The 15,845-nt window shown below is 69.3% G+C and carries 16 protein-coding genes; 4 read left to right on the top strand and 12 right to left on the bottom strand.

Going from position 1 to position 15,845, the window contains the following annotated elements; translation table 11 throughout:
• Positions 1-2: 2 nt before the first annotated feature.
• The 4 genes from ABH923_RS14725 to ABH923_RS14710 are packed head-to-tail and all read right to left on the bottom strand — an operon-like array spanning position 3 to position 4,718.
• Positions 3-1,352 (bottom strand): sulfate adenylyltransferase subunit 1, encoded by a 1,350-nt coding sequence (locus ABH923_RS14725; RefSeq protein WP_370056135.1) that lies wholly within the window; start codon positions 1,350-1,352, stop codon positions 3-5.
• Entirely contained in the window at positions 1,352-2,272 is a 921-nt protein-coding gene (cysD, locus tag ABH923_RS14720; RefSeq protein ID WP_370056134.1) for a sulfate adenylyltransferase subunit CysD, read from the bottom strand. Before cysD ends, ABH923_RS14725 begins: the two co-directional genes overlap by 1 nt.
• The gene (locus ABH923_RS14715) at positions 2,269-3,009 is read right to left on the bottom strand and encodes a phosphoadenylyl-sulfate reductase (RefSeq protein WP_370056133.1); all 741 of its coding nucleotides are present in this window, start codon (positions 3,007-3,009) and stop codon (positions 2,269-2,271) included. The genes cysD and ABH923_RS14715 overlap by 4 nt, the downstream gene beginning before the upstream one ends.
• On the bottom strand, positions 3,006-4,718 hold the full coding sequence (locus ABH923_RS14710) for a nitrite/sulfite reductase (protein ID WP_370056132.1): 1,713 nt from the start codon (positions 4,716-4,718) through the stop codon (positions 3,006-3,008). The genes ABH923_RS14715 and ABH923_RS14710 overlap by 4 nt, the downstream gene beginning before the upstream one ends.
• Before the next feature lie 186 nt (positions 4,719-4,904).
• On the opposite strand from ABH923_RS14710, the gene ABH923_RS14705 reads away from it, so the two are divergent.
• Positions 4,905-5,666: a sirohydrochlorin chelatase gene (locus tag ABH923_RS14705; protein ID WP_370056131.1), complete on the top strand. Its 762-nt coding sequence runs from the start codon at positions 4,905-4,907 to the stop codon at positions 5,664-5,666.
• Here the strand turns inward: ABH923_RS14705 and ABH923_RS14700 are convergent.
• Both ABH923_RS14700 and ABH923_RS14695 read right to left on the bottom strand, forming a co-directional pair.
• Positions 5,576-5,824: a hypothetical protein gene (locus ABH923_RS14700; protein ID WP_370056130.1), complete on the bottom strand. Its 249-nt coding sequence runs from the start codon at positions 5,822-5,824 to the stop codon at positions 5,576-5,578. The two genes, ABH923_RS14705 and ABH923_RS14700, sit on opposite strands and share 91 nt — an antisense overlap.
• 152 nt (positions 5,825-5,976) lie before the next feature.
• On the bottom strand, positions 5,977-6,162 hold the full coding sequence (locus tag ABH923_RS14695) for a hypothetical protein (protein WP_370056129.1): 186 nt from the start codon (positions 6,160-6,162) through the stop codon (positions 5,977-5,979).
• Positions 6,163-6,306: 144 nt separating this feature from the next.
• On the opposite strand from ABH923_RS14695, the gene ABH923_RS14690 reads away from it, so the two are divergent.
• Complete coding sequence (locus ABH923_RS14690; protein ID WP_370056128.1) at positions 6,307-6,693, top strand: MauE/DoxX family redox-associated membrane protein; 387 nt, start codon at positions 6,307-6,309, stop codon at positions 6,691-6,693.
• 166 nt (positions 6,694-6,859) lie between these two features.
• On the top strand, positions 6,860-8,263 hold the full coding sequence (locus tag ABH923_RS14685; protein ID WP_370056127.1) for a pyridine nucleotide-disulfide oxidoreductase: 1,404 nt from the start codon (positions 6,860-6,862) through the stop codon (positions 8,261-8,263).
• A 108-nt stretch (positions 8,264-8,371) separates the two neighbouring features.
• On the opposite strand, the gene ABH923_RS14680 is transcribed toward ABH923_RS14685, so the two are convergent.
• Genes ABH923_RS14680 through ABH923_RS14660 form a run of 5 tightly spaced genes read right to left on the bottom strand, consistent with a single transcriptional unit; the run spans position 8,372 to position 14,400 of the window.
• Positions 8,372-9,502: a Gfo/Idh/MocA family protein gene (locus tag ABH923_RS14680; protein ID WP_370056126.1), complete on the bottom strand. Its 1,131-nt coding sequence runs from the start codon at positions 9,500-9,502 to the stop codon at positions 8,372-8,374.
• Positions 9,499-11,043 (bottom strand): GMC oxidoreductase, encoded by a 1,545-nt coding sequence (locus ABH923_RS14675; protein WP_370056125.1) that lies wholly within the window; start codon positions 11,041-11,043, stop codon positions 9,499-9,501. The genes ABH923_RS14680 and ABH923_RS14675 overlap by 4 nt, the downstream gene beginning before the upstream one ends.
• Entirely contained in the window at positions 11,040-12,008 is a 969-nt protein-coding gene (locus ABH923_RS14670) for a sugar phosphate isomerase/epimerase family protein (RefSeq protein WP_370056124.1), read from the bottom strand. The genes ABH923_RS14675 and ABH923_RS14670 overlap by 4 nt, the downstream gene beginning before the upstream one ends.
• 53 nt (positions 12,009-12,061) lie before the next feature.
• Complete coding sequence (locus tag ABH923_RS14665; protein WP_370056123.1) at positions 12,062-13,081, bottom strand: TolB family protein; 1,020 nt, start codon at positions 13,079-13,081, stop codon at positions 12,062-12,064.
• 38 nt (positions 13,082-13,119) lie between these two features.
• Entirely contained in the window at positions 13,120-14,400 is a 1,281-nt protein-coding gene (locus ABH923_RS14660) for an MFS transporter (protein WP_370056122.1), read from the bottom strand.
• 99 nt (positions 14,401-14,499) lie between these two features.
• Here ABH923_RS14660 and ABH923_RS14655 point away from each other — a divergent pair, with 99 nt between their 5' ends.
• Positions 14,500-15,117: a TetR/AcrR family transcriptional regulator gene (locus tag ABH923_RS14655; RefSeq protein WP_370056121.1), complete on the top strand. Its 618-nt coding sequence runs from the start codon at positions 14,500-14,502 to the stop codon at positions 15,115-15,117.
• 95 nt (positions 15,118-15,212) lie between these two features.
• Here the strand turns inward: ABH923_RS14655 and ABH923_RS14650 are convergent, their stop codons facing one another.
• Positions 15,213-15,821: an NADPH-dependent F420 reductase gene (locus ABH923_RS14650; protein WP_370056120.1), complete on the bottom strand. Its 609-nt coding sequence runs from the start codon at positions 15,819-15,821 to the stop codon at positions 15,213-15,215.
• Positions 15,822-15,845: the final 24 nt, after the last annotated feature.

Raw genomic sequence — 15,845 nt, 5'->3', positions numbered from 1 at the left:
CTTCAGGAGACGATGCCGGCGGCGAGGGTCGCGCCGGACTGCGGGTCGATGAGCAGGAAGGCGCCGGTCTCCCGGTTGGCCGCGTACGGCTCGACCGGGAGCGCCTCGGCGAGCTGGAGGGCGACGTGGCCGATGTCGTTGACCTCCAGCGCCTCGGCCGGGACGACCTGCAGCGTGGTGAGGTCGCGGCGGCCGTCGATCGCGGTGAGCCGCGCCTGGACGGTCGCGGTCCCCCACTTCAGCAGCAGCCGCGCGCCGGCGACGCCGCGGGTCGGGTCCAGCCAGAACACCTCGGCCGTGATCGCCGACCGCGGCTCCGGGAGGGTGCCCGCCGCGCCGAGGAGGGCGCCGCGGGCGAGGTCGAGGTCGTCGGCGAGACTCACGGCGACGGACTGCGAGGCGACCGCGGACTCGACGCTGCGGCCCGCGACATCGATCCGGGTCACGACCGAGGTCGCACCGCCGGGGTGGACACTGACCCGGTCGCCGACGCGGACGGAGCCCGAGGCGATGCGGCCGGCGGCCGAGCGGTAGTCCCGGTACTCGGTCGCGTCGAGCCCGGTTGCGAGTGCGCCCTGCGGCCGCAGCACGAGCTGGACCGGGAGGCGGAGGCCGTCGGTGGCCGCCTCGGTCTGGTCGGCACTCGGCAGCGCCTCCAGCAGTTCGAGCAGCGCCGGCCCGTCGTACCAGGGCGTGCGGGCCGACCGCTCAGCGACATTGTCCCCGGCGACGGCGCACACGGGCACGACGTGGAGGTCGCGGATGCCGAGCTCCTCGGTCACCGCGACCAGTTCCTCCGTCACCTGGCGCACCCGGTCGGCGTCGAAACCGATCAGGTCGATCTTGTTGATCGCGACGATCACGTGCGGCACCCGCAGCAGGCTGATCACCGCGAGGTGCCGGCGGGTCTGCTCCAGCACGCCGTTGCGGGCGTCGATAAGCAGCACGACCGCGTCCGCGGTGGTGGCGCCGGTGACCATGTTGCGGGTGTACTGCACGTGCCCCGGGCAGTCGGCGAGGATGAACGAGCGCGCGTCGGTCGCGAAGTACCGGTAGGCGACGTCGATGGTGATGCCCTGCTCGCGCTCGGCGCGGAGCCCGTCGGTGAGGAGCGCCAGGTCGAGGCCGCCGGCCTCCCCGCCGAAACCGCGCTCCCGGGAGGTGCGCTCCACCGCAGCGAGGTGGTCCGCGAGGATCGCCTTGGAGTCGTGCAGCAGCCGGCCGACCAGGGTCGACTTGCCGTCGTCCACCGAGCCCGCCGTCGCGAAGCGGAACAGCGTCCCGCGGGTCGCCGCCGCAAGCGCCGGTCGCGTGGTGTCCGGTCGCGTGGTGTCGTCGAGTTGCAGCGTCATCAGAAGTATCCCTGTCGTTTCCGGTCTTCCATCGCGGCCTCGGAGATGCGGTCGTCGGCGCGGGTAGCGCCGCGCTCGCTGAGCGTGGAGGCCGCGACCTCCCGCACCACCGCGGTCACGTCGCGGGCGTCGGACTCGACCGCGCCCGTGCAGCTCATGTCGCCGACCGTGCGGTAGCGCACCAGCCGTCGCTCGACGGTCTCGCCGCGGTCGGCGGGCGAGACCGGGCCGACCGCCCGCCACATCCCGTCGCGGGCGAACACCTCACGCTCGTGCGCGTAGTACAGCGGCGGCAGCTCGATGTCCTCGCGCTCGATGTAGCGCCAGATGTCGAGCTCGGTCCAGTTGCTGATCGGGAACGCCCGCACGTGCTGGCCGGGAGTGTGCCGGCCGTTGTAGAGGCTCCACAGCTCGGGGCGCTGGTTGCGCGGGTCCCACTGGCCGAAGCCGTCGCGCAGCGAGAGGATGCGCTCCTTCGCCCGCGCCTTGTCCTCGTCGCGGCGGGCGCCGCCGAAGACCGCGTCGTGCCGTCCGGCCTCGATCGCGTCCAGCAGCGGCAGGGTCTGCAGCGGGTTGCGGGTGCCGTCGGCGCGCTCGGTGAGGCGGCCGTCGTCGATGTAGTCCTGCACCCGGGCCACGGCCAGCGGGATGCCGAACCGCTCGGCGGTCGCGTCGCGGAAGTCGAGGACCTCCGGGAAGTTGTGCCCGGTGTCCACGTGCAGCAGCGAGAACGGGATGCGCGCCGGCCAGAACGCCTTCGCCGCCAGGTGGAGGACGACCACGGAGTCCTTACCACCGGAGAACAGCAGCACGGGCCGCTCGAACTCGGCGACGACCTCGCGGATGATGTGGATGGACTCGCTCTCGAGCTGGTCGATGAGGTCGAGAGCGGGCGCTGTGGTCAGGCTGGTGTCGGTCATTCGTGCAACCCGCATTCCGTCTTGGCGAGCCCGGCCCACCGGCCCGAGCGCGGGTCCTCCCCCTCGGCCACCGGCTTGGTGCACGGTTCGCAGCCGATCGAGGGATACCCGTTGGAGAGGAGCAGGTTCAGCGGCACCGCGTTCGCCGTGGCGTAGTCGAGGAGCTCGTCGAACGTCCACGCGGCGAGCGGGTTGACCTTCACCAGCCCGTTCTTCTCGTCCCAGCTGACGAACGGCGTCGCGGTGCGCGTCGGCGCCTCCTCGCGGCGGACCCCGGTGAACCAGAGCTCGTAGCCGGTGAGCGAGCGCTGCAACGGCTCGACCTTGCGGCGGGCGCAGCACAGGTTGGGGTCGCGGGCGAACAGCTCGGCGCCGAACTCGGCATCCTGCTCGGCGACGGTCTGCTTCGGCTTCACTTCCACCACCCGCACGTCCAGAGAGCGGGCGACCTCGTCGCGGGTCACGTACGTCTCCACGAAGTGGTAACCGGTGTCCAGGAACAGCACGTCGACACCCGGCAGCGCCGCGGCGACGACGTGCGGGAGGACGGCGTCGGCCATCGAGCAGGCGACGGCCGTGCGCTCCACGTCGAAGTTGTCGGCCACCCAGCGGACGACCTGTTCCGCGGTCGCGTCCTCCAGCTCGCGCGCGCCGCGCTCGGCGAGCTCCTTGAGTTCGGAGACCGGCCGCAGCTCGGCGGGGCGGAAGGGCAGGCTGCCCAGGTTGGTCGCGCTCACTGCAGCGCCTCCTCGTCGGCTCGGTGCGCCCACTCGGCGAACGTCTCGGTGTCGGTGCGGTCGGCCAGGTAGCGGGTGACGACGCGCTCGACGTAGTCCGCGATCCCGTCGGCGGTCACCTTCAGCCCGCGCACGGTGCGGCCGAGCCCGGCTTCGTCGCGGTCTCGGGAGGCGACGCCGCCGCCCAGGTGCACCTGGAAGCCGGGCACCTGGCCGCCGTTCCCGTCCGGGAGCAGCTGGCCCTTCAGCCCGATGTCGGCCGTCTGGATGCGCGCACACGAGTTGGGACAGCCATTGACGTGCAGGCTGAGCGGCGCCGGGAGGTCGAGCCCCGCCAGCCGCTCCTCCAGCTGCTGCACCGCGGCGGTCGCGGTGACCTTGGTCTCCACGATCGCGAGCTTGCAGAACTCGATGCCCGTGCAGGCGATCGTCCCGCGGCGGAACACGCTCGGCTTCGCGCTCAGCCCCAGCTCGTCCAGCTCGGCGACGGCCTGCTCGACGTTCGCCTCCGGGATGTCCAGCGCGAGGATCTTCTGGTGCGGGGTCGTCCGCAGCCGGGTCGAGCCGTGCCGCTCCAGGAGGTCGGCGAGCTGTTCGAGCGTCGTGCCGGAGACCCGGCCGACGAACGGGGTGACGCCGATGAAGTAGCGGCCGTCCTTCTGCTTGTGGACGCCGACGTGGTCGCCGGTCGTCGTCGGCGCGGCCGGGGCCGGGCCGTCCGCCAGCGGCTCACCCAGGTACTCGTCCTCCAGCACCTGCCGGAACTTCTCGACGCCCCAGTCGGCGAGCAGGAACTTCAGCCGTGCCTTGTTGCGGAGGCGGCGGTAACCGTAATCGCGGAAGATCTGTACGACCCCGTGCCACACCTCCGGCACCCGCTCGGGCGGCACGAACGCGCCCAGCCGCTCGGCCAGCCGAGGAGTCGTGGACAGTCCGCCGCCGACCCACAGGTCGAAGCCGACACCGAGCTCGGGGTGCTCGACCACGACGAACGACACGTCGTTGATCTCGTGGACGACATCCTGGCTCGGGTGCCCGCTGATCGCGGTCTTGAACTTGCGCGGGAGGTTGGCCAGTTCGGGGTCCCCGAGGAACCGGTCAGCGATCTCCTGGATCAGCGGCGTCGGGTCGATCAGCTCGTCCGCCGCGATGCCGGCCACCGGCGAGCCGAGGAACACGCGCGGCACGTCGCCGCAGGCCTCCGTCGTGCTGAGGCCCACGGCCTCCAGCCGCCGCCAGATCTCCGGTACGTCCTCCACCCGGATCCAGTGCAGCTGGATGTTCTGCCGGTCGGTGAGGTCGGCGGTGTCGCGGCCGAACTCGGTCGAGATGCCCGCGATGGTCCGAAGCTGCTCGGTCGTGAGCTGGCCGCCGTCGATGCGGACCCGCAGCATGAAGAACTCGTCCTCCAGCTCGTGCGGCTCCAGCGTCGCGGTCTTGCCGCCGTCGATGCCGGGCTTGCGCTGCGTGTACAGGCCCCACCAGCGGAAGCGCCCGTGCAGGTCGGTCGGGTCGATGGAGGCGAACCCGCCGTCGGCGTAGACGCGCTCGATGCGCTCACGGACGGCGAGGCCGCCGTCCTCCTGCTTCCAGGCCTCGTTCGCGTTCAGCGGTGCCTGCCCGTCGACCGCCCACTGACCGTTCGGCCGGGCGTCGCTGCGGCGCGGCCGGGCAGCCGCCGGAGCGGTGTGCTGTTCGGAGATCGTCACGCGGTTCGTCCTTCCCTCCGCTGCGGGGCGGATCGAGTAGGGAACCTAGGCCGGATACGTTTCGCGACGGAAGGGCGACGGTAATAAACAGACGCAATACAGAAAGGCTGTACGGCCGTTCAGGCATCCTGGATCGACCACCGCACGTGGTCACCCGGCCGCGTCCACGACCCTCCCCGAGAGCCCATGATCGCCATCCTCACCGTCTCGCACGGCACCTCCGACCCGCTGGGCCAGCAGGCCATCGGGGCCTACGTCGAGGCGATCCACGCCGCCGTGGACGCGGACGTCGCGGCCCACGCGTTCGTTGACGTCCAGCAGCCGGACGTGCCGACCGCGCTCGCGGCGCTCCCGCCGGAGGCGACGATCGTCGTCGTGCCGCTGCTGCTCTCCCGCGGCTACCACCTCGGCCACGACCTCCCGCTCGCGGCGGCGCCGTTCGGCGAGCGCGTTATCGTCGCCGACGCGCTCGGCCCCGACCACCGGATCGCGCAGGTGCTCCGCCGCCGGCTCCGGGAGGCCGGCGCCGACCCGGACGATCGGCTGGTCCTCGCGGCCGCCGGCTCCAGCGATTCCGCCGGCGTCGAGGACGCCCTCCGCACCGGACTGCTGCTGGAGGCCGCGACGCGGCATCCCGTCACCGTCGGCTTCCTCAGCGCCGCCGCTCCCCGGCTCCACGAGGCCATCGCCCGGAACCGCGCGAACGACGGCGCCCGCGTCGCAGTGGCGAGCTACCTGCTCGCTCCCGGCTACTTCCACGACCGGACCCGCACCTGCGCAGCCGACATCGTCAGCGCGCCGTTGCTGACCCCGGACACGCCTCCCGCCCCCGAACTGATCGCCGTCGCGCGCGACCGCTACTCGACCGCGCTGTCCGCGTCCCCCGGCTCAGCGTCGGCCGCCCGCGGGCCGCGCACGAACGCCACCGACGTCGCCACCACGCCGTAGCACGCGCCGATCAGGAGCAGGACAGCCGTCACCGTGACACCGGCGGTGGCCTGCGGCTGGGGCAGCACCAGGCTGACGACGGCCACGACGCCGAGCAGCACGCTCACGACCCCGAGGAAGACGAGCGCACGCCTGCGCTCCCTCACGCTCTCGGACATCCGGACCTCGTCTCTTCGCCTGCTGCCGGCCGTCCGAGAACGGACGACCCGATCCGGGGAAGGATAGGCGCGGCGTGGAGGATGCGGGAAGCGACCGTTACGGAGTGTGAACGGACTCCCGGCGATGCGGGTCATGCCGGAGGGAGTTCGCCCTACGGCGTGAACGGCCGCTTCTCGTCGCAGAACGCGCACACCAGATGCCCGTTCGTGTACTCCCAGAGGTGGGCGTGCGGGGTCCCGAAGTACCGGCATCGGTCTGTCACGAGGGTCGGGTTCGGGTCAGCGTCGAGGGTGGCTGTGTCGATGCTGTCTCTGCGGATGCTGTCTGTGGTCTGCATTTCGGGTCGGCTTTCTGCGGCGGGACGTCGGCGCGTTTGGCGTCTTCGTTTCAATGCGTTACATCGGCACCAGTATCCGGTCGTGCGCAGACCACCCGAAATACCTAGTACTGGTGCCGCCTGATGGGGGGCCATGATGGCAGCATGTCTCATCCTCGAACTCTCGTCCGCGTACTTCTCGGTTCGGCGTTGGTCTTCGCCGGAGTGAGCCATCTCACCTTCGCGCGGCGGGAGTTCTCCGCGCAGGTCCCGGAGTTCGTCCCGATCGACGACGACACCACGGTCGTGCTGTCCGGCGCTGTGGAGATCGCGTTGGGGACGGCGCTGGTGGCCTCGCCGTGGCGAAGGACGATGGGCTGGGCCGCCGCGGCGTTCTTCACGGCGGTCTTTCCCGGCAACGTCTCGCAGTGGCGGCATCACCGGGATGCGTTCGGGCTCGACACCGATCGCAAGCGGCTCGTCCGCCTCGCCTTCCAGCCCCTCCTCATCGCGGCGGTGCTCTGGGCGACGTGGAGGCGCCCGACCCGTTGATCGCCCGTGGTCGGGACGGCTGTCGAGTTCCCGCCGACCGCAGCACTGTCGGCTGTGCGCGCGACCACGGGGCTGGTGGTCCTTTCCTCGCCAGGCGCATGCTTGAAGGACCCGAGCGGACGCTCGACCGGAGGTCGGCTCCCGGATCGTGCAGAGGACGGCAGCGATGGCGAGCAGGATTCTGGAGACCGACTATCTTGTCGTCGGCGCCGGTGCGTCGGGGATGGCGTTCGTCGACTCCCTGATCACGGCGTCCGACGCCGACGTGATCATGGTCGATCGGCGCTTCGCACCCGGCGGCCACTGGAACGACAGCTACCCGTTCATCCGGCTGCACCAGCCCTCCGCGTACTACGGCGTCGATTCGCTGCCGCTCGGCACCGACACGATCGATACGACCGGCGTCAACGCCGGGATGTACGAGCGCGCGTCGGGCCGGGAGATCTGCGCGTACTACGAGCGAGTGATGAACGAGCGGCTCCTCGCCTCCAGTCGGGTCCGCTTCTTCCCGCAGTGCGACTACGTCGGGCACGGGGAGTTCGTCAGCCGCCTGACCGGCGATCGCTTCGAGGTCAGTGCCCGCCGAGCCGTCGTCGACGCGGTCTACCTCGAGCCACGTGTTCCCGCAACGAGCCCTCCCGTTTTCGAGGTGGACGACGGAGTCCGGTGTGTGCCGGTGAACGAGCTGGCTCGCCGGGAGGAACCGCCGGACGGTTACACGATCGTCGGCGCAGGCAAGACGGCGGCGGATGCGATCCTCTACCTGCTGCAGAACGGCGTCCCGCCGGCGTTCATCCGCTGGATCAAGCCTCGCGAGGCCTGGTATCTGAATCGCAGATTCACCCAGGGCGGCGAGCTGCTCCCCACACTGTTCGAAGGGCTGGCGCTGCAGGCGGAGGCGTGCGCGGAGGCCGGTTCGCAGACCGAGCTCTTCGATCGGTTGAGCGACACGGAGCAACTGCTGCGCGTCGACACGAGCATCGCACCCACGATGTTCCGTGGCCCGACCGCCAGCACGGCCGAGATCGAGCAGCTCCGACGGGTCGATGGGGTGATCCGCCTCGGACGGGTACGGCGGATCGAAGCCGATGCCATCCAGCTCGAACACGGTTCCGTCCCCACGACGCCCGGAACCCTGCACGTCTACGCCGCGGCCGGCGGCCTCAACCCTGCCCCCGAGGTCCCGATCTTTGCACCGGAGCGGATCCGGCTGCAGTCAATGCGGATCGGCCTCACACCGTTCAACTCGTCACTGATCGGCTACGTCGAGGCGACTCGTTCCGACCCCGCGATCAAAAACCGCCTGTGCCCGCCCAACCGTCAGCCGAACACCCCGGCCGATTGGATCCGCGGCACCCTCATCGCGTGGCAGGCCGACGCCCTCTGGGCCCGGGAACGCGACATCGCGCAGTGGATGGACGCCGCACGGACCAACATCTCGCGCGGGCTCACGGAGCAACGGTCCCGCCCTGAGCTCGCCGCCGCCTTGGCACGCTATCGCGCTGGCCTCGAGCCCGCGATCGCGAACCTGCACCGGCTACTGGAAGGGCGTTCGTCCGAGATGTCCTGAAGGACCTGAAGAGCTCCATGTCGCGCGCCGCGCGACGACCGCCCCTGCTGTCGCGCGCGCGGCGCGCGCTGCCCCCGTGTTGCAACCACGTCACCGGGCCCGAGACCTTCAAATAGTCGCTTTGTATGGGTCGAAGTCTGCAGGCAAGAGCGGCACCCGCTCGACCGTGCTCTCGATCTTCACGAACTCGTGGCGGGCGATGGACTCCTCTGTCGCTGCGAGGGCGTCGAGGACGTGGTAGCCGAGTCGGCCGGTGGCGACGTGGAGGTCGTGACCTCGCAGGGTCCTGGCCATCGTGACTGCTCCGACTCCGCGGCCGGCGGGCGCGCCGCGCTCGGGGATCGTCTCGAAGTCCTGCTCGAACGTCGTCGGGAAGCTGGTCCAGCGCCGATAGACCCGTATGGGCTCCGCGCTGTAGTAGACGGGGTCCCCGATGACCATCGTGCCCTCCGTCCCGGTGACCTCGAAGATCCCGTGCGCGAATCTCGGGGTGTCGACGCTCATCAGCGACGTCGCCATCTCCCCTCCGTCGAAGAGCATCGTGGCCGCGACATGGGTCGGGACCTCGACCCGGAAAGTGGTCCCGGCGAGCGGGCCGAGGTGGACGGAACGGGTCTCCTGCGCACGGCTTCCGACGGCGGCGACCTCGCGGATCGGGCCGAGGATGCTTACCAGCGCCGAGAGGTAGTACGGACCGTTATCGAAGAGCGGCCCCGCCCCTGTGGCGAATAGGAATGCCGGGTCGGGGTGGAACCAGTCCGGCCCCTGCGACTGGAACTGCGTCGTCGCCGAGAGTGGCTTCCCGATGACTCCTGCCTGGATGGCTCGTCCGGCGGTCTGCCACAACGGGCCGAGCAGAGTGTCCGGCGCCACGCCCAGGAGGAGATCCCGCTCCTCGGCGAGCTCGACGAGGGTCCGCGCGCTGTCGCGCTCGATACCGATCGGCTTCTCGCTCCAAACATGCTTGCCTGCCATCAGGGCAGCCGTCGACACTTCAACGTGCGCTGCGGGGGTGGTCAGATTGAGGACGAGTTCGACGTCGTCGTTCGCGAGGACCGAGTCGATGTCCCCGGAGGACGGGATTCCGTATTTCTCGGCCTGGGCTGCCGCCCGCCCGCTGTTCCTGCTTCTGATGGAGAGCACCGCGAGGTCGGGGTAGCGGGAGAGCTGGTCCAGGTATTGGTCGCTGACCATTCCCGCGCCGACGATTCCGACGCCGACGGGACCTGACCGGGTCATCGCGCGTCCTCCAGAACATCGACCGGCCGCGACGCGGATGCGGAGAGCTGTGAAGCGATCCGGGCTGCTGCTCGCCAGGCGAGGGCGACGGTCGTCAACGTCGGGTTCGAGGCCGTGGCGGTCGGGATGACACCGTTGCCGCCGACGTAGAGGTGCTCCACGTCCCACACTCGGAGGTACTGATCGCACACCGATGTCCCGTCATCGCGGGCGCCCATGCGAACGGTGCCCTGGTAGTGCAGCGAGGAGCCTCCGGCCGCGAGCTGCAGCGCTTCGGTGAGCATCCCTACTCGCTCCGCGCCTCGTCGGGCGTTCTCCGTGAGCTGCTCGATCATCGCCAGGTCTCGAGGCGTGTGCGAGTAGTGGATCATCATCTTCGGCATCCCATAGAAGTCCCGCTCGGTCTCGCTGAACTCGACGCGGTCGTCGAAGCGGATGTCCTTTGCGCCGTACCAGGGGAACACCGCCAGGCTCGCGGTGCCTGGATCGTCGCCGATGTCGAGCGCGTAGGGCGAGCCGGCCACGGCCATTGCCCCGCCCTGCATCGGTCGGGCGTCCGAGAACGGGACGAGCACGTAGCCGGGCCGACTGGACCCGGCGTAGCGCGCAGGGTCGAACTCGTCACGGAGGACGGCGAGCGCTGTCACCTGGAAATGCTCGTTGAGGTAGTGGCCGAGGGCTGCGGGACGGACACCGGAGGCGAAAAGCACCTGAGCAGTGCGCAGGCCGTCCGCGCACACGACGACATGCGCAGCTCGGACGTCGTACCGTTCGCCGGTGATCCGATCCTGGAGCCGGGCGCCGACGGCGCGGCCGTCGTCCACGATGACGGAGCTCGCCAGAGTCTCAGCGCGCAGCTCGAACCCCGGCGCGTCCTCCTCGAGTCGGCCGAGGATGGCGCCGGTTCCGCTGAATCGGGCGCGAGCGCCGTCCCAGCTGATCGCCGACTGAAGCACTCCGACCGGGCTGAGCCCCGGCCCGTCGAACTCGTCCGCCAGCTCTCGACAGATCGCGTCCGTTAGCCCTGTTCCGTCGCTGTCGTGGGAGGTGACACCGAGGAGCTGCTCGGCGTGATCGAGGGCTTCATCCAGCTCCGCCGACGGGATGAAGGGGATGCGCTCGGATTGCTGCGGACGCGGAGTGGATGCGCCCCAGTGGATGCCCATCCCGCCGACACCGCTGGCCATGCTGGCGGCGGGCAGCCCGACCTCGCCCGGGGCGAGCTCAGGGCGGGGATCGAGGAAGAAGAGCCCGGGCAGGATCGTCTGCCGGAACTCCGCGCTCGGGTCCAATCCCTCGGCGATGTCGGAGAGCGCCTTAGCGCGCTCGACACCGGTTTCCGGTCCCTGCGTCCGCAGTTGAGCGGCGACACGTGCCTCCTCGGTCATATTCATGGTGTGTTCGCCGCGCGGGCCGGGGATGCCCGGCCCGACTTCCACCATGAGGATGCGTGCGGTGGGCACGGCGTCGCCGATCGTGCGCGCGTAGGTGGATCCGGCGGGACCGCTTCCGATGATGAGGACGTCGACGTGCTCGGTCATCGTCGGCTCTCGTGAGCGGTCGCGGGGCTCGACTCATACCCTCGGGTGATGTCGACAATCCGGCCGGTTTTCCACCACGGGTCTCCGCCGGTGCCCTCGTACTCGACGGTCAGCGGCCCTTCGTATCCGTGACGGTGGAGGATGCCGAACGCTCGCGTCAGGTCGACGGCGCGGGTCTCACCGGTTTCGTCGACCTCGTTCACCTTGACGTGGACGAGCTCGGCGCGGCCGGCGAGGGCGTCGATGCCGTCGTAGAGGGGTGTGAGGTCCAGGCTGTCGACCATCGTGGCGAAGTCCGCTTCCGGCGCGACACCCGTGATCCCGGCGAAGGCTGTCGCGAGGACGGGCTGCAGAAGCACATCGAAGTTGCCCAGATCCAGGAGCAGGCCCAGACGGTCGTAACCCACTCCATCGAGCAGGTTGTTCATCCATACCGGGTCGCTTCCGGGGCCGCCGTGGTTCTCGACCAGTAGCCGCGTGCCGCGCCGGATCGCGTGATCGCCGAGTTCGATGAGCGCGTCGACCAGATATGCGGGCGGCACCTGACCGGTGTGCGGCGTGAACGGCGAGCCCGGGTTGACGCGGACGAAGGCGGAGCCCATCGCGGCGAAGCGGTCGATCCATTGCTTGTTCAAGTCGATGTCCGCGGCTCGCTTCTCCGGGTCGGAGCCGAGGAGGTCCCCGGCGTCGATCGCCACGTTCACGAGCCGTACGTCGGCGGACTCCAGCGCCGACGCGAACCGATCGAGTTCTGGGTCGTCGAGTCCGGCGAACTGGGTCGCGACTGTCTCGATGGCGTCTACGCCGAAAGTCTCACGGGCGCGTTGCGGGAAGTCGGAGAGGTCCAGCAGCTTCTCGTACGGGAGTTCGAAGTGGACGTCGTTCCCGGCCGGGTCGGTCACGTCGAAGACCATCGGACCGAGGTGCTCGCGGATGCAGTACGTCGATACGGACAGAGTTGTCATTCGGGGTTGCTCCTAGAGTTTCGAAGACGGATTCGGGGGATGCGGTAGGTATCTCAGTCGGAGGTCTGAATCGGGAAGGAGATGTAGGCGAAGCGCGTCGAGTCGGGGCTCCAGCTGTTGACGTTGATCGTGCCCTGGCCACCGAACAGCGGGATGCGCGCCAGCGGCGCCGACCAGTCAGCGGTCTCCACGACGACAAGCTCGACCTCCTTGTTCTCCGGGTGGCCCACGGTGCCCGCGGGGTACTGGAGGTAGACGGCGAGGCGCCCGTCGGGCGAGAGGTGCGGGAACCAGTCGACGGTGTCGGTGGAGATCAGTCGTTCAACGGCGTCAGCGGCAAGGTTCCCGCTGGGTACCCGCGCAAGCTGCGCATGGCCCGGTTGAGTCGCCCAACGCTCCGTATTGAAGTAGATCCACTCGCCATCGGGTGACCACTCCGGGCCGTCGATGTGACCGTCGCCGGTGTCCACCACGGTCACTGGGCCTCCGGCGGAGTCGACCAGCGCCAGCCTGCTCGGACCCGGCTCCCCGCTCACGCGGACGAACCCGAGCGTTCCGCCGTCGGGCGAGATCCCGTGGAGGAAGTGCCAGATGTCGTGCTCGTCGGTGATCCTGTCGATGCTGCTGCCGTCGAGCGCACCGCGGTAGATGTGGCCGTCCATCGCCGAGAGGTAGATGGCGTCGCCTGCAGGGTCGAGGACGTGGTCGTTGTTGAGTGCCGGAACGCCTTCGTAAGGGACCCGGTGTGCCTCGTGCGGCGCCTCGAGCGCGATGGCCCACAGGTCGCCGTCGCCGTTGAGGTAGAGCACCTGGCCGTCGACGCTCCAGTTGGGGGCTTCGAATCGGCGGCCGTCGAACTCGGCGACTACGGTCGACGACAGGGTCGTGGCGTCGAAGATGTGGAGGCGGCAGGTCTGTCCCTCGAGGAGGACCTGGCGGATGCCCTTCAGGTCGTCGCCGAAGAGCTTCATCAGCCCGCTGGGCGTGAGGGGTGCACCCTGGAGGGATGCGATGTCGGGGGCTTCCGGCTCGCGGACGTCTTCAGCGCTGCCGGACGGTGCGGGTGTGTTCACGTGTGATTGCTCCTTTGTTGCGTGTTCGGTGCAAGGGATCAGCGGACTCCGCGGATCGGGATGATCAGTAGCGCTCCGATGGCGACGAGAGCTGCTCCGACCGGGAACAGCGCCGCATAGCCGCCGAAGGCCACGACCCCGCCGGCGACGGCGACACCGATCGTCTGCGGGAGGCTGGTGGAGATGTTGACGATTCCGAGGTCCTTGCCCGCCTCCGCGTTCGAGGGAAGCACCTGGGTCACGAGCACATAGTCGACGGACTGATAGGCGCCGAACCCGAGTCCCGCGACGAACGAGTAGACCAGGATGGCCGGGAAGGTGTGGGCGAAGATCGGAATGAGCAGCCCGACGGCGAGCACAGCGGAGGTGACGTAGATCATCGGTTTGGTGCGCCCCAGCCGGTCGAGCAGCAGACCTCCGAGCGGTGTCGAGATCAGCATCCCCACCAGTCCCACGACGCTGACCAAGGGGATCGCAGCGACGGCGCCGGCGCCCAGCCCCACGTAGCTCTGAAGCCAGTAGAGGGCATACGCCTGCACGACGAAGTAACCGAGGAAGAAGGCGAACCGCGCCGCGAACGTCCAGGCGAAGTTCGGATGCGCGATCGGATTCACCCAGAAGGTCTGCAGGACCGCCTTCACGCTGATCGGCTGCTTCGGCTCGTCCAGATTCGATCGCTTGTTGACCAGGGCGAACACCACCGTGACGACGACCAGGATGCCCGCGACCGTCATGTAGCCGACGGGGATGACGGACGCGAACGCCGCCCCGACCGCTTGGCCCAGCACCGAGCCGATCAGGGTACCCAGCCCGAAGACCGCCGAGAACGTCCCCCTCCGGAGGAGCGGCACCCGATCCGGGATGTGGGCGCTGAGCGGCGTCATGATGAAGTTGGTCGAGATCTGGATCAGGATCCAGTACGCGAGGACCTCGCCGATCGTCGTGGCGAATCCGAACAGCACCGCGACGACCAGGGTGACTGCTGCGCCCACCAGCATCCACGGGATACGGCCGCCGACGCGGGTGCGCGTGCGGTCCGAGAGAGCGCCGGCGATGGGCGCCGCCACGATCGAGCCGAGTGCTCCGATGCCCACGATGAGAGCCAGGTCGCCGAGCTTTCCGGCGGGGTCTATGGTCTGCACCTGCAGCGCCAGGTAGAGGCCCTGCACCGCACCCCAGAGCATGGGCACGACGAGAGCGACCGAGGCCAGCGTGACGAGGAGGCCGCGCAGCTTCAAGGCGCGCAGCGTGGGGGTCTCAGCTCCGGTTGCGCCGCCCATCGCTGGATCGGAGACCGTGGAGTCGGGTGTGGCGGACATGACACTCCTTCGTGCATTTCCAAATAACGGGTGTGACTACCAAGTATGAACTCACTACCGACTTGGGCGCAAGCCCGGGCTTCGATATAGTCTGTGGCTATGGGGCTACGAGAGCGGAACGCCGAACGAACACGCGACCACGTCATCGACGTGGCCCTCGAGCTGTTCTTCAGCCAGGGCTACGAGCAGACCACGATGGAGCAGATCGCGGAGCGCGCGGACGTGGGCTCGACGACCCTCTACCGGTACTTCCCCACCAAGGACCTTCTGCTCCTGACCCAGTTCGCTGCGTTCGACTGGGGCCAGGCGCTCAGAGAGCGGCCCGCGGATGAACCGCTGGGCCGGTCCCTCGCGCTGATTCTGCAGTCCACGCTGGAGTCGACCAGCAGTCGGCCAGAGACCGGTCGCCTACGCGCCCTCATCGATCAGGTCCCCGTCGCCCGAGCCCGCCTGTGGGACATCGCGACCCAGTCGCGTGGAGGTCTCGAATCAGCTCTCGCCGATCGCACGGGACGCCCGGCCGACGACGTCGCCGTGACGATGACCGCGCGCATGATGTACCAGATCTACGAAGTCGCCTTCGATCAGTGGTGGGCAGGCGACCACTCGGCCTCCGCGGTCGATGGGCTGAACCGCCTGCTCGGCAGCCTCAACCAGGGCGAACTCATCCTTCCCAGCCCTTTAGAGAATGCGACCACCTCGCGTCGACAAGAATGAAGCCATGTTGATCGTGATGGCGGGGCTTCCCGGTTCGGGCAAGAGCACGCTCGCTGGAAGAAGTCCGCTGCCGCGAAGGACTGATCCCGCGCTCGTCAGCTGACGACCGCGATCCCGTACTCGGTCGTGTCGAGCTTCCGCGCGACCAGCATCGACAGGAAGATGTAGTGCTCCGGGCCGTGTGCGGTCTCGATCCCGCCGAGGTCGATCCGGGACTCGGCGGCCCAGCCGAGGTCGCCGAGGAGTCCCTCCACTGCCGCCTTCGCCGCAGCGTCGTCGCCGGAAAGGAAGACCGTCGTCTGCGGCAGCCGGCCGGGGTCGGCCATCAGCGGCGCGCTCACGGTGTTCAGGGTCTTCACGACCCGGGTTCGGGGGAAGTCCTGTTGCAGCGTCGCGCCGAGGCTGCCGTTCGGGAAGCTGAGTCGGAATCCTTCAGTGAGCGAGTTGCCCACGTCGATGAGGACCTTGTCGGCGAGCGCGTCCGGGCCGACGCCGGCCAGCACCTCCCGCGTGATCGAGCCAGGCACTGCGGCGATCACCACCTCGGCCCCGTCGACCGCCTCGGGGATACTGCGACTGGGTGCGGACAGGTGGCCGGCCTTCTCCGGCGTCCGTGAGCCATAGACGACCTCGTGACCGGCTCGGGCGAGGCCCGCGCCGACGGTCGATCCCACACGCCCTGTTCCGATGATCGCGATCCTCATGGGCGCACGCTAGCAGCGGGCCGC

This window comes from Leifsonia sp. EB41 (assembly GCF_041262565.1).
Classification (GTDB): Bacteria; Actinomycetota; Actinomycetes; order Actinomycetales; family Microbacteriaceae; genus Leifsonia.
The sequence above is the reverse complement of the archived record's forward strand: the minus strand, read 5'-3'. Positions and strand labels throughout refer to the sequence as shown.